This is a genomic window from Streptomyces sp. cg35 (assembly GCF_050410835.1).
Classification (GTDB): Bacteria; Actinomycetota; Actinomycetes; order Streptomycetales; family Streptomycetaceae; genus Streptomyces.
On record NZ_CP191268.1, the window covers coordinates 3248777 to 3268054 of the forward strand.

The window sequence follows — 19278 nt, forward strand, 5'->3', positions numbered from 1 at the left end:
TGACCATGACGAAGCAGACAATCTTCAGCCGGGTGGCGACGCTCGCGAAGGCGAACATCAACGCGCTGCTCGACAGCGCCGAGGATCCCCAGAAGATGCTCGACCAGCTGATCCGCGATTACACGAACAACATCCGGGAGGCCGAGGACGCCGTGTCGGCCACCATCGGCAATCTGCGGATGCTGGAGCAGGACCACAAGGAGGACGTGGACGCGGCCGCCGAGTGGGGCACCAAGGCGCTCGCCGCCAGCAAGAAGGCGGACGAGCTGCGGGCCGCCGGGACCGCGGCGGAGGCCGACACGTTCGACAACCTCGCGAAGGTCGCGCTCGGGCGGCAGCTGCAGTCCGAGAAGGAGGCCAAGAGCGCCGAGCCGACGATCGCCGCGCAGACCGAGGTGGTCGACAAGCTGAAGTCGGGCCTGGACCAGATGAAGGCCAAGCTGACGGACCTCCAGTCGAAGCGCGACCAGTTGGTGGCCCGCGCGAAGACCGCGCAGGCGCAGAACCAGATGATGGACGCCGCGAAGAACATCAACGTACTGGACCCCACCAGCGAGCTGAACCGCTTCGAGGAGAAGGTGCGCCGCGAGGAGGCCAAGGCGCTCGGCAAGCAGGAGCTCGCCGAGTCCTCACTGGACGCGCAGTTCGAGCAGCTGGACTCGCTCGGCGACGCGGCCGAGATCGAGGCACGGCTCGCCTCGTTGAAGGCAGGATCCCAGAGCCCCTCCTAGAACAGGCTGAGCAGCGCCTCCGTGGGGTCCACGAGGGCCGACCCGCCGTCCGGCAGCGGGAGTTCGAACCACACGGTCTTGCCGCGCGGTGTGCGGCGCGAGCCCCAGGCGGCGCTGAGCAGACCGACGAGCTGGAGGCCGCGGCCGCCCTCGTCGGTGTCCCGGGCGCGGCGGCGCCGCGGCTGCACGAGGCCCGCGTCCCACACCTCGCAGACCAGCGTGCGGTCGAGCAGCAGCCGGAGCCTGATGTCGCCCTCTCCGTAACGCAGGGCGTTGGTGACCAGCTCGCTGACGAGCAACTCGGTGGTGTCCACCAGGGGTTCGAGCTCCCAGGCGGTCAGCTGCGCCCGCGTGAACTCGCGGGCCCGCCCGACGGACTTCGGCTCGCGCGGCAGCGTCCAGTCGCCGACGTGCCCGCTCGGCAGCCCCTGGATCCGGGCCATGAGCAGGGCGATGTCGTCCTCGCCGTGGTGCGTGTCCAGGGTGGTGAGGACGTGGTCGCACACGTCCTCCAGCGCCGGTGACGGGTCGTCGAGTGCCGCGCGGAACGCGGAGAGCCCCTCGTCCAGGGGGTGGTCCCGGGACTCGACGAGGCCGTCCGTGTAAAGGGCGAGCAGCGAGCCCTCCGGCAGTTCGACCTCCACCTCCTCGAACGGTTCGCCGCCCACACCGAGCGGCATCCCGGGCGGCACGTCGAGCATGAGAGCGCCCTCGCCCGGCTCGACGAGGACGGGCGGCAGATGCCCCGCGTTGGCGAAGGTGCAGCGCCGGGTGACGGCGTCGTAGACCGCGTAGACGCAGGTGGCGAGGTAGACCTCGGAGAGGTCGGCGTCGGACGGCTTGCTGCGGGCCGCGCGCGTCGCCTGCTGGACGCCGCCGGGCGTGCCGAGCCCGCGCGCGATCTCGTCGAGCGCGCTGAGCACTTCGGCCGGTTCGAGGTCGAGCAGCGCCAGGGTCCGTACCGCCGTGCGCAGTTCGCCCATGGCGACGGCGGCGCGCAGACCGCGCCCCATGACGTCGCCGACGACCAGCGCGGTCCGGTGCCCGGGGAGTTCGATGACGTCGAACCAGTCGCCGCCTACCTCGGTCGCCGCGTTGCCGGGCAGATAGCGGCAGGCGATGTCGAGGCCGGACGCCTCGGGGTTGTCGGGCGGCAGGAGCGAGCGCTGCAGGATCAGGGCGCGCTCGTGCTCGCGGCGGTACAGGCGCGCGTTGTCGATACAGACCGCGGCGCGCGCGGCCAGCTCCACGGCGAGCGCCCGGTCCCGCTCGTTGAACGGCTCGCTGCCCTTCGTACGGGAGAACTGCACGAGCCCGACGACCGTGTCGTGCGCGACCATCGGCACGGCGAGCGTGGACTGTACGAGGTCGCCCGGCTCGGCGGGCAGGAGCTGGGGGCGCGCGGTGCGCAGGGCGTCGGCGCAGGCCGAGTTGAACGCGAAGCGGTGCACCGCCCCTACGCTGACGGGCGCTTCGCCGCCCAGGTCGAGGAACGGCACGTCCGCGACGGCGCTCGCGGCGGCGACCCGGCGCAGCTCGGCGCTGCCGTCGGCGAGTCCCGGCGGGGCCTCGTCGCCGGCGAGGAGGCCCTGGTACAGGTCGACGGAGGCCAGGTCGCAGAAGCCGGGGACGACGACGTCGAGGAGTTCGCGGGCGGTCGTCTCCAGGTCCAGGGAGTTGCCGATGCGCGCGCCGGCCTCGTTCAGGAGCGCGAGGTTGCGGCGGGCGTGCGCGGCCTCGCGGGCGGCGGCGTGGCGCCGGGTGACGTCGGTGGAGAGCCCGGCCACGCCGATGGGGCGGCCCGAACCGCTGTGCACGCGGTAGAGGTTGATGGACCAGTGGCGCCGCTCGGACGAGTCCGGGGCGGTCCCCACCAGCTGCATGTCGGTGACGGCGTCGCCGGTCTCCAGGACCCGGCGCAGTGCGCCCTGCACGCGGTCGGCCTCGTGGCGCGGCAGGTAGTCGTGGACGGTGCGGCCGCGGTGGTCGTCGACCTGGCCGCCGAAGACCGCGGTGAAGGTGCGGTTGGCCCGCTGCACCTTGAGGTCGGTGCCGAACAGCAGGAAGCCGAACGGAGATTGACCGAAAATCGCCTGCGAGGAGGCGAGGTCCGTCTCGATGCGCCGCAGGGTCCGTACGTCCACGACGATGCAGACCGCGGCGTGCTCGCCGGAATCGGTGGTCGTCGGCATCACGTAGACCTCGGCGCGGCCGGTGGGCCGGTCCGCCGACGCGTCCGCGCCGTCCTCGGGCGGCATCCGGAACGGGACGACGCCCGTCCACTCGCGGCCGTCGAGGATCTCCGCCATCTTGCGGTGACCGCGCTCGCGCAGGTCGGCGGGGACGAACGCCTCGATGGGGTCCTTGCCGACGGCGTCCTCCGGCGCGACGCCGAAGAGGCGCGCGGCCCGTCGGCTCCACTGGTCGATCAGTCCGTCGGGCCCCAGGGAGAAGGAGGCGACCTTGATGTAGTCGTAGATCGAACCCGGCGGGCTCGACTGCCAGGTATCGGCCGCACTCGGCCCGATCCCGTCTTGCGGCGTCCGGTCCGCATCCCGCGTCGACGCCGTGTCCGAGGGACCCTCGGACACCTTGGCCTTCGCTGGTATCTCGCTCACGCGAACCGTCCCCTCCAGCTCACCACGTCCGGCACCGGTCACCGGGGCGGCTGCCCGCAGTATCCAGCACTACGGAGCCGCACAACACGGTGTTCACGATCACACCACGCTCCCGACGTTTTTTGGCCCGTCAGGACCGACTCTTTCCGTACCCAGGGTGCGGGTGCACCCACACACGGCGTCCCACACCTGCTGCTCTGACCTCTCGTCTAACCAGGCAGGGCCAGCTCGAACCACACGGTTTTGCCGCCCGTCCGCGCGTCCCCCGGCCGCGTGCCCCAGCGCCGCGAGGCACCCGCGACCAGTTGCAGACCTCGGCCGCCCTCGTCGTCGGGGTCGGCGGCGCGGGCCCGGGGCGGGTCGGGCAGCGGGTCGGAGACCTCCACGAGGAGGGCGCCGCGAGCGCCGCCGGGTCCGGGCGAGCGGCACAGGCGGACCCCGATGGGGCCCGACGCGTACCGCAGTGAATTGGTGACCAGCTCGCTGACCAGCAGTGCGGTGACGTCTCCGAGTTCGTCGAGGCCCCAGTCGCCGAGCTGCGTCCGGACCGCCCAGCGGGCCCTGCGGACCGCCGTCGGGTCGGCGGGGAAGGCCCACTCGGCGCAGTCGCCGTCGGTGTGGAGCACGCCGATCACTTCCCTGGCCCGCGAGAGATCTGTCCGGTTTCAGAGTGTTAATCGGGATATACCCTGACGTGGCCGCGTGCTATCGCCTCCATGGGGGCGCGGTGGTACGGACGGCGTACGCGCGGCTCTTCCGGTCGGCCCGGATCACGCCTGTGCGCCGTGGCGGGACGGCGGCCCGCCGGCGTCCCGCAGCGTCCCGTCGAGCACCTCCCGCACCGCGCCGACGTCCTGATCCAGCCAGTCGACCGACCAGATCTCGCCGGTCGACAGCCAGCGCAGCTCGTCGTGGTCCTGGAGCGCGGCCGGGGTTCCGGAGAGCAGGCGGGTGCGCCATACGTGCAGCACATAGCCGGGTTTCAGGGGCCACTCGCCCGGCACCCGGTCGACCGGCTCGGCCGCCACGCCGAGCTCCTCGTCCAGCTCGCGGACCAGGGCGTCCTCGGGGGTCTCGCCCGGCTCCACCTTGCCACCGGGCAGTTCCCAGCGGCCCGCGAGCTCGGGGGGCGCACTCCGTCGCGCGGCGAGCAGGCGGCCCGCGTCGTCGTACAGGGCGGCGGCGACCACCACGATCGGTTCTGCTGAGGGTGCGGAAGACATGTGCCGGAGCCTACGGCTCCGTCAGCGCACCGTTCCGTTCTGTCCCGGGCCCGCGGTCTGGGCGAGGCGCTCGACCCAGTAGAGCTGCTTGTGGCCGCGGTCGTCGAGGCTGTCGGCGATGCGCTGGGCCTCGGCCCTCGTCGCGTACCGCCCGACGCGGTAGCGGTTGCCGTTGTCGTCCTGACGTATGACAAGCCACGGAAGTGTGGTCGTGCTGTCCGTCATCGCGCCCCTCCACTCCCCGACTCCGGCTCGCATCGCGCCCCGCCCCCTAAGGATTCTGAGGAAACCGCAATCCGCATATGCCCGAGCGTACGCCTGACCTTTACGGAGCGGATACGCATTGGCACAAAGAGATACGCAACAAGCCACCGCGGCGACGCTTCGCGACCACGCCGAGGGGGCGCATCTGCATAGATGCGCCCCCTGTCCCCCAGTGGTGCCGTTTCAGCTCGTGCGCACCGTCGGTATCGGCATCAGAACCGGCTCGCCCGACGGCCGCTTCGTGCAGGCGTCGCCACACTCCGCATCCAGGGAGCAGCACAGCGAACAGATCGGTCCGGACTGCACGGGGCAGTCGGCGATGTCCGGGAGTTCGTACGCCGTCTCGCAGACGCTGCACAGATGCGTCGCGGTGATGTCCTCGACATCCACGTCCGGACCGTTCACCGGATTCGGGCGGGCCAGGTAGTACTTGCCCTTCGTCGCCCAGGCGATCAGCGGGCACAGGATCAGCGCGAGGCCGGCCGCGATGAAGGTCGAGAAGGCTTCCGCGTACTCACCGAAGAGGCCGAAGAACGCCATGATGGAGACGACCGACGCGATCACCATCGAGCCGAAGCCCGCGGGGTTCACGGCGTACAGGTACGCGCGCTTGAACTCGATGTACTTGGGGCTCCAGCCCACCCGCTTGTTGATGACGAGGTCGGCGGCGACGGCCGCGATCCAGGCGATGCCCACGTTCGAGTAGAAGCCGAGCAGCTTGTTGAGCGCGGCGAACATGTTCATCTCCATCAGCGTCAGCGCGATGGCGAGGTTGAGGAAGATGTACCAGACCCGGCCCGGGTGACGGTGGGTCACGCGGGAGAAGAAGTTCGACCAGGACAGCGAGCCGCTGTAGGCGTTCGTGACGTTGATCTTGATCTGTGACACGACGACGAACAGCGCGGCGATCGGCAGCGCCACCGAGCCCAGCCACGGCTTGAGCGCCTCGACCTGCGGGGCGATGGGCTCCAGCGCGTGCGTCTTGCCGACGGCCTCCAGCGCCACGAAGGCGAGCAGCGCGCCGCCGATCTGCTTCGCGGCACCGATGATCACCCAGCCGGGACCCGCGGCGAGAACGGCCAGATTCCATCGCTTCCTGTTCGCGTCCGTCTTGGCCGGCATGAAGCGGAGGTAGTCGGCCTGCTCGCCGATCTGCGCGATGAGGGACAGCGCTACGCCGGTCCCCAGCCCGAAGCCGAGCCAGGAGAAGCCGCTGCCGGCCCCCTCGGTGCCGCCGAAGTGCGTGAACTCCCCGAACGAGCCCGGCGAGTGGAACAGCAGGATCACGAACGGCAGCACCAGCCCGATCAGCCAGATGGGCTGCGTCCACGCCTGCACCTTGGCCAGCGCGCCCATCCCGCGGAACACGATCGGGATGACGATGAGCGTCGTCATCAGATATCCGATGGGCAGCGGGAGTCCGACGACCTCGTGCATCGCCTGCGCCATGATCGAGCCTTCGAGCGCGAAGAAGATGAACGTGAACGAGGCGTAGATCAGCGAGGTCAGCGTCGACCCGAAGTAGCCGAAGCCGGCGCCGCGCGTGATGAGGTCCATGTCCAGGCCGTATTTGGCGCAGGCCCGGGCGATCGGGATGCCGGTCAGGAAGATGATCGTCGCCGCGCACAGGATCGAGGCGAGACCGCTGGTGAATCCGTACGTGAACACGATCGACGCCCCGATCGCGAAGTCCGCGAGGTAGGCGATGCCGCCGAGCGCCGTGGATGCGACCATCGTCGGCGACCAGCGCCGGTAGGAGTGCGGGGCGTAGCGCAGCGAGAAGTCCTCGCGGGACTCGTCGGCCGCCAGCTTGGCGTAACTGCGCTTGGGCGTGCCCCCGTCGGGCGGTTCGGGGGCCGCCGGATCGGCGGTGGGCAGGGCGGTCTCGGTCATCGTCGGCTTCCCGTTCGTCCATCCGTCAGCGGTATACCGGTACGGCCGGTACGCAGAAGGAAGGTAGGAGGCGTGCATGACAATGCGGTGCCGCGCGGGATTGCCCGCCGGTTACGTCGGCTCGGCCCGGGTTAACTCGCGATCACATGGTCCGGACGGGCCGCCCCGGGTATCGGTCACTTCCCGGGATCTTCCGGGCCTCTGCGGGTCTCGCCCGGGTCATTTCACCGGCAGGTGGTATGCGATGCGGTACCGGTCGGCCGGGACCACGACGTCGGCCGTCTCCACCGGTCGGCCCGAGGCGAAGAACGTCCGGTGGATCACGAGCACCACATGCCCCGGCACCCCGCCGAGCGCGCTCAACTCCTCGGCCAGGCCGGGGCGGGCGGCCACTTCCTCCGTCACGTTGTCCACGATCACGTCGATCGCCGCCATGCGGTCGACGACGCCGCAGCCGCCCAGCGGGCCCTCCTCGGGGAGCATCACCGGGGTGCGGCCGGTGACGGCCAGCGGCTCCCACGACGTGGCCAGCATGACCGCCTCGCCCGCGTCCCGGTACACGTACCTCGTACACATCACGCGGTCGCCCGCGCGGATGCCGAGGCGCTCGGCGACCCCGCTGTCCGCCTCGCCCTGCTCGCTGCGCGATTCCCACGTCCCGCGCGCCGCCGGGTCGGCCTGCTCCTGCCGGAACGGCGTGGAGCCACCACCCGACCGGTAACCGGAGCGGGCCACGCGGCGCGGCACGGGTCGCTCGCGCACATACGTCCCGGACCCGGACCGCCCCTCGACGAGCCCCTCGGCCATGAGAACCTTGCGGGCCTCCAGGGCGACCGTGTCCGAGACCCCGTACTCCTCGCGGATCCTGGCCTGTGAGGGAAGACGTGTGTGCGGCGGCAGCGAACCATTGACGATCTTCCTGCGCAGATCTCCCGCGACGCGCAGGTACGCCGGCTGCTCACCGAATGTCACTGGTTGTTCCCCTCAGATCCCATCAGATTGACAGACAGCAACAGCCTGGCAACCGTGGGTTGAGCCGTGCAAGCAAAGGCCAAGGAATCACTCGAAGTGATGACAAGCAGGCTCTGAGGGCTTTACCCAGCGACTTTCTCCAGGTAGTGGATGTTTCACACATCGACTCCTGGATCGAGTGTGCGTGCGGTTGGGGTGCGGCGGGGTCACGCGTGGAAGAGAGGGTGGCCGTCCGGGGCCGTCGTGGCGGCTTTCCCTCGTCTCCCCTAGGTGTGTGGTCGGGTGCGGGGCCGCCCTGGGCATGTCCGTGCTCGCCATCTTGATGGCCCCGCCGACTGCTTCGGCCGCCCTCACCGCGTGCACTGTGCTGCGCGCGTACATCCCCAGACCGGCCCCTCCCGTCTCGTACGCGAGTGATCGCCGGGGAGGCGTTGCCGACGACCGCCCGGACACCGAACACTCCCCCTCGTGCGCGTCCTTCTCCTACGTCGATTTGCCTAGGGTGCTCCCATGACCGCCCTTCCCGACTGCTATTGCCCCCTCGACGGGACCCGTGTGCCCGCCGGGTCGCTCGACTGGTGCTGTCCGGCCTGCCGAGGACCGCTCGACCTCGACTACGCGCCCACTCCAGCACCGCTCAAGTCCCTCGCCGGGCGGGTGAGTTCGCTGTGGCGTTACGCCGAGTGCCTGCCCCTCCCCACACCCGACTGCACGCTCGGCGAGGGCCGCACACCGGTCGTCCGGCTCACCGACAACGTCTCGGCCAAGCTGGACTTCCTCATGCCTACGCTGTCCTTCAAGGACCGCGGGGCCGTCATGCTCGCCGCCCTGGCCGCCCGGCTACGGCCCGAACGTGTCATCGCCGACAGCAGCGGCAACGCCGGGACGGCCGTCGCCGCGTACTGCGCCCGCGCCCAACTGCCGTGCACCGTCTACGTTCCCTCGGGCACGTCCCCCAAGAAGCTGGAGCAGATCGGGGCGCACGGCGCCCGGCTCGAAGTGGTGCCAGGGGATCGCGAGGCCACGGCGCAGGCGGCCCGTGCGGCGGCCGACGACGGCGTCTTCTACGCGAGCCACGTCCACAACCCCTACTTCCTGCACGGCACGAAGACTTACGTCCATGAGCTCTGGGAGGACCTCGGTGGCCGCCTTCCCGACGCGCTCGTCGTACCCGTCGGCAACGGCACCCTTCTCCTCGGCGCCGCCCTCGCCATCGCCGAGCTGCACACCGCGGGCCTGATCGACCGGCGGCCCGCGCTGCACGCCGTACAGGCCGCGGCGGTCGCACCGTTGGCCGAGGCCTGGCAGGCGGGAGCGGACGACCTGGTGGGCGTGACCCCCATGGCCCCCACCTTCGCGGAGGGCATCGCGATCCCCCGCCCGCCCCGCGCCCGCCAGATCCTTCGGGCAGTACGCGAGTCCGGCGGCGCCTTCCATACGGTGACGGAGGATCAGATCAGGCACGCACAGCTCGACCTCGCCTCGCGCGGCCTGTACGTCGAGTCGACCGGCGTCGCCTGCTGGGCCGCGACCCGCGACGGAGGCTCCCTCTCGGCCATCCTGAACGGCCGTACCGCCGTGGTCCCCCTCTGCGGCGCGGGCCTCAAAACGGGCCTGGCAGCCCCCACTCCGTCCACCTGACGCGCTTCGATCGCCGGAGGAGCTCGATCAGGGGCGCGGGTCGGATCCACCGGCGATCACTCGCGTACGAGACGGGAGGGGCCGGTCTGTGAGGGCGGCCGAAGCAGTCGGCGGGGCCATGAAGATGGCGAGCACGGACATGCCCAGGGCGGCCCCGCACCCGACCACACACCTAGGGGAGACGAGGGAAAGCCGCCACGACGGCCCCGGACGCCCCCCTCCCTTCCATGCGTAACCCCACCCGGCACCAGAATTCGCCCGCCCCGCCTACACCCCCGGCGCGCATGCCACACCGTCCCGCCCCCACCCCGCACCCTCGACCCGTGACCACCGCCACCGCCACAAGCCGCCTCCTCAGCACCCTCGCCCTCGCCACCGCCCTCACCACCTCCCTCCTCCCCGCCACCACCGCCCGGGCCGCGCCGGACACAAGCCGGACCCCACCCTGCGACACCCCCGCCTGGACCCTCTCCGCCCGCACCCCGCCCCCACCCGACGACCCGTTCCACGCCTACGCCGGCAACGGATACCTCGGCCTCCGCGTCCCGCCCACCGGCACGGGATACGCCGCCCCGGGCGGCCCCGACGCCAAGACCGGTTGGCCGTTGTACACGCACCCGTACGACGGCGCCTTCGTGTCCGGCCTCTACGCCCGCGGCCCCGCCAACACCGCCCACCGCCAGGCCCTCGCCGCCCTCCCCACCTGGACGGGCCTCGACGTGACGGCGAACGGCGAGACGTACGGGCCCGGCAGCCGCACCACGGGCTACCGGCAGAGTCTCGATCTGCGCTGCGGCATCGTGCGGACGTCCCTCACGTGGGTGCACAAGAACGGCCGCCGTACGGATCTGACGTTCGAGGTGCTCGCGGACCGGGCCCGCCCGCACGTGGGCGCGGTCCGGCTGCGCCTGACGCCGCGCTGGAGCGGCAGGGTCGGCGTCACCGATCGCATCGACGGCCGCGGCGCCCGCCGCGTCACGGCGACCGGCGCGGGCCCGGCGGGCAAGCGCACGACGGCGGTCGGGTTCCGTACGGACGGGACGGGGACGGAGGGCGCGGTGGCGTCCACGCTGCGCGCGCCGGGCCGCACCCGCCCGGCGGCCCGCACGGACGGCCTGAGCTCACGCCAGAGCGCGGACTTCGGCGTGAGCAGCGGTACCCGCTACGACGTCGTCAAGTACGTCGGCGTCGACACGGCCCGCACCTCCCGCTCGCCCCGCGCCGACGCGGTCACGGCCTCCCAGCGCGCGGCGGCCGCGGGCTGGGACGCGCTCATGGGTGAACACACGGACGCCTGGCAGAAGTTGTGGGCGTCGGACATCGAGGTCCCCGGGCGCCCCGCGCTGCAGAGACAGGTGCGCGCGGCCCAGTACGGCCTGCTGGCCTCCGTCCGGCCCGGCGCGCGTGACAGCATCCCGCCCACCGGCCTGAGCAGCGACGGCTACGCGGGGATGGTGTTCTGGGACGCCGAGACCTGGATGTTCCCTTCGCTGCTCGCCACGCGGCCACAACTCGCCCGGCCTGTACTGGAGTACCGCCACCGCACCCGCGCCGCCGCGGCGGACAACGCGCGCAAGACGTCCGTCGGCGGCCTCATGTACCCCTGGACGAGTGCGCGTTCGGGATCGCTCTGGAAGGAGTGCCAGAGCTGGTACCCGCCGCACTGTGTCATCCAGAACCATCTCCAGGGAGACATCGCACTGGCGGCCTGGCAGTACTACCAGGCGACCGGGGACCGCGCGTGGCTGCGCGCGAAGGGCTGGCCGCTGCTCAAGGGCCTTGCGGAGTACTGGACTTCGCGGGTGACGAAGAACGACGACGGGGCCGGCCGGTACTCGTACTCGATCAAGGACGTGGCGGGGCCGGACGAGTACAGCAACGGTGTCGACGACGGGGTCTACACGAACGCCGTCGCCGCGATGTCGCTGCGGTCGGCGGCGCGGGCGGCGCGGCTCGTCGGTGCGGAGCCGTCGCCGGAGTGGACGCGGATCGCCGGCCGGCTGCGGATTCCGTACGACGCGCGGCGCAAGGTGTTCCTCCAGTACGCGGGGTACGACATCGGCGGCGGCGCTTCCGACATCAAGCAGGCCGACGCCGTGCTGCTGCTGTATCCGCTGGACTGGCGGCCGATGCCGAAGGGCGCGGCGGCGGCGACGCTCGACTACTACGCGGCGCACACCGACCGCGACGGCCCGGCGATGACGGACTCGGTGCACGCGGTCGCGGCGGCGGCGATCGGTGAGCCGGGATGTTCGACGTACACCTTCCTGGAGCGGGCGTCGCGGCCGTTCTTCCGGGGGCCGTTCGGTACGTTCTCGGAGTCGCGCGGCGCGAAGGCGGGTGCGGGGGACGCGCTCGCGGGTTCACCGGCGCAGGACTTCCTCACCGGCAAGGGCGGTTTCCTGCAGGTGTTCACGCACGGCCTGACGGGGCTCAGGCTGCGGGACGACGACGCCGTGCACCTGGATCCGATGCTGCCGCCGCAGCTCTCGACGGGGGTGAAGGTCACGGGGCTCCGGTGGCGGGGACGGTCGTACGACGTGGCGATCGGGGCGGAGCGGACGACGGTGCGGCTCACGTCGGGCGAGCCGTTCACGGTGGACACGCCGGCCGGCCGCAAGCGGGTGACCGCCACCGGTCTCACCCTGCCGACCCGGCGCCCCGACCTCGTCCCCACGGCGGATCTGGCGCGCTGCCGCCCGGCGACGGCGACGTCCGAGGACCCCGGCCAGTACGCGGGCGCGGCGGTCGACGGCAACCCGGCGACGACCTGGCTGCCCGCGCGCCCCGGCGCCTCGCTGACGGTGGACCTGGGGGCGGGGCGGACCCTGTCCCGGGTGACGGTGACGGGTACGCGGTCGTACCGGGTCCGGATGTCGGGGGACGGCCGGCGCTGGGTGCCGTTCGCCGCGGGCGGGACGGCGCGGTACGTGCGGGTGACGCAGACCGGTGAAAAGGCGCGGCCCGTCGGTGAGTTGACCGTGCGGTAGCACTCCGCGCCGCGCCGCCCGGGCTCTCAGCCCACCGGGTCCAGGGCGGCGGCGGCCGGTTCCGGCCGGGGGCGCCGCACCGCGAGCTGCGCCCCTGCCGTGACGGCCAGGTTGACCGCGAGGGCGATCAGGCCCGTGTCCACCGTGCCGACGTCCACGCCGCCGAACGTCAGCCAGGTCAGTACGGCGACGCCGGTCACGATGCCCAGCAGGGCGGGCACCCAGTGCAGTCGTACCGTCCGCGCCAGGCCCATCACGATCGCCGGGGCGAGCTGGGTGAGGCCGCCGTAGGTGAGCAGGAGCAGGTCGGAGAGGAGGCCGGGGCGGGCCAGGCCGAGGACGAGGGCGAGGGTGGCCGCGGCGATGACGCACACGTGGTTGGTGCGCAGTTGCGTGCGGGGGTCGCGGACGCTGAACAGGTTGCGCGAGAGCAGGCTGGAGATGCCCACGACGATCGCCGCGGACGGCACCATCGCGGCGGAGGCGGCCGCGACGGCGACCAGTCCGACGAGCCAGCCGGGCAGGGTCTGTCCGGCGAGGGTGAGGGCGACGGAGTTCGGTGCCGCGTCCTTCGGGACGAGGAGGACGCCCGCGAAGCCGACGATGATCGGGATGCCGAGGGCGAGTTGGTAGAGCGGGAGCCAGATCGCGTTGGAGCGCAGGGCGCGTCCGCTGCGGGCGGCGAGGACGGGCGGCCACAGGTGGGCCATGGTGCCGAGGCCGCCGCCGATGCTGGAGATGATGACCGCGGTGACGAAGAACATGCCGTCGTAGCCGCCCTGATGGAGGGTCAGGAGCTGGGGGTGGGTGTCCCGGATCGTCGTGAAGAGGCCGCCGATGCCGCCGTCGACCGAGACCGCGACGGCCACGACGAGCACCACGAGCCCGGCGATCATCAGCGCGTCCTTGAGGTAGGCGACGCGGGCGATGCCGCGGATGCCGGACCACAGGACGAAGCCGACGGTGAGCACGGTGGCGAGGACCATGCTCCAGTTGCCGCCGGCACGGCTGCCGGTGGCGAGCTGCACGATGAGACCGAGGCCGGTGATCTGGAGCTGGAGGTAGGGCAGCAGGAACACCGCGCCGACGACGGCGACGACCTTCCCGAGCAGGGGGCTGCGGTAGCGGTCGACGAAGAAGTCCGCCTGGGTCAGATAGCCGCCCTGCAGGCCGAGTTGGCGCATCCGGGGTGAGGTGAAGTACTGGAGGACGAGGCTGATGGAGAGGTAGCACAGGGCGAAGGACGCGGCGACGCCGCCGCCGAACGCGATGCCCGCGAGGCCGAGGAAGCTGAACGTGGTGAACGCCTCGCCCGCCTGCAGGAACCAGGTGGTGAAGGTGGAGAAGCGGCGCTGGCCGACGGTCCACTCCCCCAGTTCGCCGCTCGGGGGCCGGCGTCCGCTGACCCCGACCACGGCGATGGCGACGATGCCGAGGACCGTGATGACCATGGTGCTGTTCACGTGGTCACCCCGTCCTCTTCGTCGTCGCGGGGGCCGGTGAGGCGGTCGGCCAGGACGAGCGCGGCCGTCGTGCCCGCGGTCCAGATCAGGCACCAGCACAGGACGGACGGGATGCCGAGCCACAGGTGCGCCCCGTCGACGAACGGCAGGAACGGTGTGCTGAGGAAGGCCAGGACGGGCACGGCGGCCCAGAGCGCGTGCGGTGATCTCATCAGGGCTCCAGCTGAGGGGAGTTGAGCGCCCGGAGTGCAGGCCGAGGCGGTGAGGTCGCGGATACGTGCGGTCTAGGGCAGGTCGGGGGCGCGCCGTCCGTGGCCGGTGGCCGCCTCGTGGGCGGCGCCGACTTCGAGGACGGTGCGCTCGGCGCGCGGCGGGCCCACGATCTGCAGGCCCACGGGGAGTCCGGCCGCGGTGAAGCCGGCGGGGACGGAGAGTGCGGGTGCGCCCAGGACGGAGAGGAGGTACGCGGAGCGCATCCAGTCCAGGTAGGTGTGCTGCTGCTGTCCGTCGACGAGCGTCGGGTACTCCGACTCGACGTCGAAGGGCGCGACTTGGCTGACCGGGGCGATGAGTACGTCGTAGCGCTCGAAGAAGGCGACGGCGGCGAGGTGGAGGCGGGTGTGCTCGGCGCGGGCGCGGGAGAGGTCGGCGCCGCTGAGCTTCTGCCCCTGCTCGATGTTCCGTACGAGGCTGGGCTTGAGGGCGTCGCGGGAGGCCGCGAGGTAGCGGCCGAAGGCGTGCTGGAAGGTGTGGGCGCGCAGCGTCAGGAACACGTCGTCGGCGCCGTCCAGATCGGGGCAGTCCTCGGCGACCGTGCAGCCCAGGTCTTCGAGGACGGCCGCCTGCCGGTCGACGACGGCACGCACGTCGGGGTCCACCGGGACGCGTCCGCCGAGGTCGGGGGCGTAGGCGACGCGCAGTCCCGTCAGGTCGCGGTCCAGCGGGGCGCGGAAGACGGATCCGGGGGTCTCCAGGGACAGCGGGCTGCGCGGGTCGGGGCCCGCCATGACCGACAGGAGCAGGGCGGTGTCGGCGACGGTGCGGCCCATGGGCCCGGCGACGGCGAGGGTCTCCCACAGGTCGCCGGAGGGCAGGCAGGGCACTCGGCCCGGGGTAGTGCGCAGTCCGACGACGTTGCAGAACGAGGCCGGGTTGCGCAGCGAGCCGCCCATGTCGGAGCCGTCGGCGAGGGGTTGGAGGCGGGCGGCGAGCGCGGCCGCGGCGCCGCCGCTGCTGCCGCCGGCGGACCGGGTGAGGTCGTACGGGTTGCGGGTCGCGCCGAAGACGGGGTTGAAGGTGTGCGAACCGGCGGCGAACTCGGGGACGTTGGTCTTGCCGATGCGGATGGCGCCCGCCGACTGGATGCGCTGGACGAGGAGTTCGTCCTCGTCGGGCACGTGGTCGGCGAAGAGCGGGGAGCCGTGCGTGGTGCGCATCCCCTGGGTGAGGTGGGTGTCCTTGAAGGCGATGGGCAGTCCGTGGAGCGGCCCCAACTCGGCACCGGAAGCGGCGAGTTCATCGGCACGGTCAGCCGCTTCGAGCGCGCCCTGCGCATCCAGGGTCACGATGGCGTTGACGGCCGGGTTGATCCGCTCGATGCGGTCGAGGTGGGCGGTGACGACCTCGCGTGCCGACAGGTCGCGGCGGCGGATCCGGGTGGCGAGCTCGACGGCGTCGAGGGCACAGAGGTCATCGGAACCGGTGGGGCGTGCGGGCATGGCGGTCCTCGGGCGGGAGGCGACGGTGTGCGCCACCACACTGCGGGCCGATGACCGTTTCAGTCAATGACTCGTACACCATGAACTTTTAAGACGCTGAATTCATTCACATGAAACTTCTGGACGACTTCGCGGTAGCGGGTGGTCGTGAGACTCAGTGCACCGGCCCTCGCGTCGGCACCCCGCTGCGCTTCCACGCCTCCACCACCAGATGCGACTGCACGGCCTCCACCCGCCGCACCCACGGCGACTCGGTGAGGAACGCGTGCAGCGCGGACTTCGACGGCTGGGTCACGTCGACCAGGAGCTGGTGCTCGCCCATCACCACGGCCGCGTAGCGCACGAGCGGCGACTCGACGAGCAGCCGCCCCACCGCCTCGACCTCGTCGGGCCGGGTCCTGATCCACAGCAGCGCCTCGACGGGCAGCCCGAGCAGCGCAGGTTCCACGGCGGCCCGGATGCTGACGAGTCCCTGCTGCGTCAGGGACTCCACGCGGCGGCGGGCCGTGGCCACCGATACCCCGGCGATCGCGGCGAGTTCGTCGTGCGTGCGGCGGCCGTCCTCGGCGAGCGCCCGCAGGATCGCCCGCTCCTCGGGGCCGGCCGCCTCGACGTCCGGCGCCCCGACCCCGTCGGTCACCGGCGACCGTCCGCCGAGCGCCTCGATCTCGTCGGCGCCGAGGATCCCGGGCGACCACTCGTGCACGGTGCGGAAGTAGCGGAGCACCGGCGAGACCTGCTGTTCGACGAGCCCCGGCAGCGCGGGCACCTCGTCCAGCATCAGCCGCGCCAGCCCACCCTGCGCGCACTGGAGCTCGGCGACACAGTCGGCGGCGCCCGCGAGTACGTACGAGAAGATGGCGTCCTCGCGGCGGGCCGTGGCGACGGCCGTGTCCCGCACCGCGCCGGGCCGGCAGTTCATCCGCAGGATCACGGTCTCGCCCCGCACGACGAGCCCGCGCACCACGACGGCCCCGCTCTCCAGCAGCCGCAGCCCCCGGCGGGCGATCTTGCGCTCCGGCTCCTCCAGCGCGGTGGCGATCCGCCGCCAGGAGGCCCGGCCGTCGATCTGCAGGGCGGCGACGATCCGCTGGTCGAGGGGGTCGAGGGGGGCGGCGGGGTTCAGGGCTGTGGTCACGGGTCGACCCTAGTCAGGCGGGCGGCGCCCGCGGCGGGCCGTTCGAGTTCGATCAATTGCGGGAGAGAGCACAACCCTGGCCGGGCCATGTTTGTCCTGCTCACGTGAACCCCGCGCCGCATCCGAGCGCGGGGCGTTGATCAGTTGGAGAAGCACCATGCGAGCCACCACCCTTCGCCGTACCGCCCTGACCGCTTCCGCGGTCTCCCTCGTCCTTCTCGTCACCGCCTGCGGTGGCAGCGACTCGGACGAGGGGGACAAGAAGGCGGGCGGCGCCGCGGCGGAGAAGACGGCGGCGAAGACCCTCACCGCCGGCGAGCTGGAGAAGCTCGCGGTCGCCCAGGGCGACGTCAAGGACCACGAGATCACGAAGCCCGGCAAGGACGACGTCTTCGAGGCCGACGCGCTGTCCGTCGACAAGTCGCAGTGCAAGCCCATCGCCCAGGCGCTGTCGGCCCTCCCCGCGGGCGAGCCCGCCGCGACCGTCCAGCGGCTCGTCGTCCACAAGTCCGAGAAGGCCAAGAAGGGCATGCCCTCGACGGCGGAGCTCGGGAAGATGACGGAGAAGGAGGCCGAGGACGCGACGATCGACTCGCTCGACATCACCAAGACCCTCACCTCCCTGTGGTCCTACGACGCCGACGGCGCCGAGCGGGCCCTCACCGCGCTGCGGGAGGCCGGCAAGAAGTGCGCCGGCGGCTTCACCATGACGGTCGACGGGGAGAAGCAGCAGGTCACGAAGGTCAGCGAGGAGAAGGTCGCCGCCGGGCAGGACGCGGTCGCCTGGACGGTGGGGACGAAGCAGGACGGCACTCCCGCCGACACCAAGGTCGTCGTCTTCCGGCAGGGCAACACGCTCGCCGGGTTCTCCTCCTTCAACATCGCGGCGGTCACCCGCGGTGAGGCGTTCGAGCAGCCGACGGCCGTGATCGACGCACAGGCGGCGAAGCTGGGCTGATCCGCCCGGGTGAGGGGGCGGGACAGACCGTCCCGCCCCCTCACAGCGGCCAGGCGGCGAGCAGATCGCCGGGGCCGTAGGCGGCATCGAGGCCCGGAGCGTCGACGCCGCTGCGCGCGACCGCCACGACCGGAACGGGTCCGTCGGTGAGGGCGGCCCGGTGTCGGTGGAGAGCCGCCAGGTCGTGCCGGTCGAAGGGAGACCGCTCCAGCCACTTGATGGAGCCGACGAAGAACAGCTCCTTGGCGACGGGGGCACGGTCCGCGCCGACGATGTCGATCTCGACGTCGTTGGTGCGGGTCCAGTAGCCGCCCACTGCGGGGGCCGCAGGCAACCGGTCGTCGGGGAGCATCCGCGCCAGGGCCTCACGGACAAGGGGTTCGACTGCCCGGCCGCGCCAACTGGTCCAGTTCTCCCGGATGCGCGCCAGGGTCAGATCGCCCCGCCCTCGCTCGATCTCCTCCATGGACGGGCCGAGCAGGTGCAGCCAGAACCGCAGGTAGGGATCTGCCACGCGGTAGCGGCGGTCCTTCGACGGACGCGGTGACACGGGCAGCTCCGCGGCGACGATCCGCTTGTCCGTGAGCAGCTCCAGCGCGCGCTGCAGCGGCGTGGCCCCGATGCCGCCGGCCGCACGGGCGATGTTGGTGAAAGTCCGCTCGCCACTGCCGATGGCCGCCAGCACCGTGCGCGCCTGCGCCTGCGGCGGGAACTCGGCCGCCAGCGAGCGCTCGGCCGACACCAGCAGGGCGGAGACCGGGTCACTCAGCGCCTCACCGAGGAAGTCCCACAGCCCCGCACCCCGTGGCCACTCCGCGCAGATCAGCGGCAGCCCACCGGTGACGAGCGCGGCGTCGAACGCTTCTGCCGGATCCAGCCCGAGCATCCTCCCCACCTCGGCGGGGTTCAGCGGCCCCAGCACCATCTCCCGGCCGCGCTGATGGAAGGGGCGCCCGTAACCGTTCAGCGCCTCCATCATCGAAAGATCGGAGCCGATGAGGACCAGCAGCACCGGCTTGGTCTCCAGGACCCGGTCCCAGGCCCGTTGCAGCATCCCCTCGAAGGCGCCGCCGCTGTCCATCAGATACGGCACTTCGTCGATGACCAGCACGCTCGCCCGGTCGGCGGGCAGCGCCGCGGCCAGCACATCGAACGCGGCGTCCCAGCTCTCCGGCCGCGCGGCGGCCACCAGCCGCGCCAGCGGCAGCGTCGACGCCTGGGCGTCCCGGGCCAGCCGTGCCAGATCATCCGCCGGGGACGCCCCGGTAGCGGCGTAGAACAAGAAGGGGGCCCCCGAGCGTTCCGCGAACCGCTCGACCAGTCGCGACTTTCCCACCCGGCGCCGCCCACGCAACATCACGCACCGACCGGGCCGCTCCCCGCCGACCCCGGCCGCCACCTTCTGGAGCTCTCGCTCCAGCGTCGCCAGCTCTTGGCGCCGGCCAACGAAGTCCACCACGTCTGCCGACCTCCACGCATGAGACTAACAACAATGTTAGTAACATTGACGTTAGCATTCACGCCGAAACGTGGCGTCGCCGAAGACCTGGCCGAGGAGCAATGACGACCCGGGAAAGAGCGGGGCCCGACTGCGAAGAGTCGGGCCCCTTATGACCTGGGTGTTTGCCGGATCAGCGACGTAGGGATGCGTCTGCGGCTACACGTTGAA

The 19278-nt window shown here is 71.8% G+C and carries 15 protein-coding genes; 4 read left to right on the plus strand and 11 right to left on the minus strand.

What is annotated here, in order from left to right:
- Window positions 1-5: 5 nt before the first annotated feature.
- A complete protein-coding gene (locus ACQUQD_RS14790) occupies window positions 6-731 on the plus strand; it encodes a PspA/IM30 family protein (RefSeq protein ID WP_428952529.1) in 726 nt (241 codons plus the stop codon).
- Here ACQUQD_RS14790 and ACQUQD_RS14795 read toward each other — a convergent pair.
- The 6 genes from ACQUQD_RS14795 to ACQUQD_RS14820 form a co-directional block, all read right to left on the minus strand.
- A complete protein-coding gene (locus ACQUQD_RS14795; RefSeq protein ID WP_428952530.1) occupies window positions 728-3349 on the minus strand; it encodes a SpoIIE family protein phosphatase in 2622 nt (873 codons plus the stop codon). The genes ACQUQD_RS14790 and ACQUQD_RS14795 overlap by 4 nt on opposite strands.
- Window positions 3350-3558: 209 nt before the next feature.
- Window positions 3559-3975, minus strand: coding sequence for an ATP-binding protein (locus ACQUQD_RS14800; protein WP_428952531.1), 417 nt, complete (start codon window positions 3973-3975; stop codon window positions 3559-3561).
- Window positions 3976-4119: 144 nt separating this feature from the next.
- Window positions 4120-4572, minus strand: a complete 453-nt coding sequence (locus ACQUQD_RS14805) for a (deoxy)nucleoside triphosphate pyrophosphohydrolase (RefSeq protein WP_428952532.1) — start codon at window positions 4570-4572, stop codon at window positions 4120-4122.
- 21 nt (window positions 4573-4593) lie between these two features.
- The gene (locus ACQUQD_RS14810) at window positions 4594-4797 is read right to left on the minus strand and encodes an SPOR domain-containing protein (RefSeq protein ID WP_428952533.1); all 204 of its coding nucleotides are present in this window, start codon (window positions 4795-4797) and stop codon (window positions 4594-4596) included.
- 222 nt (window positions 4798-5019) lie between these two features.
- Window positions 5020-6729, minus strand: a complete 1710-nt coding sequence (locus tag ACQUQD_RS14815; protein WP_428952534.1) for a purine-cytosine permease family protein — start codon at window positions 6727-6729, stop codon at window positions 5020-5022.
- A gap of 219 nt (window positions 6730-6948) precedes the next feature.
- The gene (locus ACQUQD_RS14820; RefSeq protein WP_428952535.1) at window positions 6949-7701 is read right to left on the minus strand and encodes a GntR family transcriptional regulator; all 753 of its coding nucleotides are present in this window, start codon (window positions 7699-7701) and stop codon (window positions 6949-6951) included.
- A 510-nt stretch (window positions 7702-8211) separates the two neighbouring features.
- On the opposite strand from ACQUQD_RS14820, the gene ACQUQD_RS14825 reads away from it, so the two are divergent.
- Together ACQUQD_RS14825 and ACQUQD_RS14830 are read left to right on the plus strand one after the other, a co-directional pair.
- Entirely contained in the window at window positions 8212-9342 is a 1131-nt protein-coding gene (locus tag ACQUQD_RS14825; RefSeq protein ID WP_428952536.1) for a threonine synthase, read from the plus strand.
- 284 nt (window positions 9343-9626) lie between these two features.
- The gene (locus ACQUQD_RS14830) at window positions 9627-12332 is read left to right on the plus strand and encodes a glycosyl hydrolase family 65 protein (protein ID WP_428952537.1); all 2706 of its coding nucleotides are present in this window, start codon (window positions 9627-9629) and stop codon (window positions 12330-12332) included.
- 26 nt (window positions 12333-12358) lie between these two features.
- Here ACQUQD_RS14830 and ACQUQD_RS14835 read toward each other — a convergent pair whose 3' ends face one another.
- The 4 genes from ACQUQD_RS14835 to ACQUQD_RS14850 all read right to left on the minus strand — a co-directional run bounded on the left by ACQUQD_RS14835 (window position 12359) and on the right by ACQUQD_RS14850 (window position 16651).
- A complete protein-coding gene (locus tag ACQUQD_RS14835; RefSeq protein ID WP_428952538.1) occupies window positions 12359-13795 on the minus strand; it encodes a sodium:solute symporter family protein in 1437 nt (478 codons plus the stop codon).
- Window positions 13792-14007, minus strand: coding sequence for a hypothetical protein (locus ACQUQD_RS14840; protein ID WP_428952539.1), 216 nt, complete (start codon window positions 14005-14007; stop codon window positions 13792-13794). Before ACQUQD_RS14840 ends, ACQUQD_RS14835 begins: the two co-directional genes overlap by 4 nt.
- A gap of 72 nt (window positions 14008-14079) precedes the next feature.
- The gene (locus ACQUQD_RS14845; protein ID WP_428952540.1) at window positions 14080-15513 is read right to left on the minus strand and encodes an amidase; all 1434 of its coding nucleotides are present in this window, start codon (window positions 15511-15513) and stop codon (window positions 14080-14082) included.
- Between the two features lie 154 nt (window positions 15514-15667).
- Complete coding sequence (locus ACQUQD_RS14850; protein WP_428952541.1) at window positions 15668-16651, minus strand: Lrp/AsnC family transcriptional regulator; 984 nt, start codon at window positions 16649-16651, stop codon at window positions 15668-15670.
- Window positions 16652-16808: 157 nt separating this feature from the next.
- Here ACQUQD_RS14850 and ACQUQD_RS14855 point away from each other — a divergent pair, with 157 nt between their 5' ends.
- A complete protein-coding gene (locus ACQUQD_RS14855; RefSeq protein ID WP_428952542.1) occupies window positions 16809-17609 on the plus strand; it encodes a hypothetical protein in 801 nt (266 codons plus the stop codon).
- Window positions 17610-17649: 40 nt separating this feature from the next.
- Here the strand turns inward: ACQUQD_RS14855 and ACQUQD_RS14860 are convergent, their stop codons facing one another.
- Complete coding sequence (locus tag ACQUQD_RS14860; RefSeq protein ID WP_428952543.1) at window positions 17650-19068, minus strand: ATP-binding protein; 1419 nt, start codon at window positions 19066-19068, stop codon at window positions 17650-17652.
- Window positions 19069-19278 lie beyond the last annotated feature (210 nt).

Coding starts and splice junctions, on each gene's coding strand:
- ACQUQD_RS14790 (WP_428952529.1), top strand. CDS start 6: ATGACGAAGCAGACAATCTTCAGCCGGGTGGCGACGCTCGCGAAGGCG.
- ACQUQD_RS14805 (WP_428952532.1), bottom strand. CDS start 4,572: ATGTCTTCCGCACCCTCAGCAGAACCGATCGTGGTGGTCGCCGCCGCC.
- ACQUQD_RS14810 (WP_428952533.1), bottom strand. CDS start 4,797: ATGACGGACAGCACGACCACACTTCCGTGGCTTGTCATACGTCAGGAC.
- ACQUQD_RS14815 (WP_428952534.1), bottom strand. CDS start 6,729: ATGACCGAGACCGCCCTGCCCACCGCCGATCCGGCGGCCCCCGAACCG.
- ACQUQD_RS14825 (WP_428952536.1), top strand. CDS start 8,212: ATGACCGCCCTTCCCGACTGCTATTGCCCCCTCGACGGGACCCGTGTG.
- ACQUQD_RS14830 (WP_428952537.1), top strand. CDS start 9,627: ATGCCACACCGTCCCGCCCCCACCCCGCACCCTCGACCCGTGACCACC.
- ACQUQD_RS14840 (WP_428952539.1), bottom strand. CDS start 14,007: ATGAGATCACCGCACGCGCTCTGGGCCGCCGTGCCCGTCCTGGCCTTC.
- ACQUQD_RS14845 (WP_428952540.1), bottom strand. CDS start 15,513: ATGCCCGCACGCCCCACCGGTTCCGATGACCTCTGTGCCCTCGACGCC.
- ACQUQD_RS14855 (WP_428952542.1), top strand. CDS start 16,809: ATGCGAGCCACCACCCTTCGCCGTACCGCCCTGACCGCTTCCGCGGTC.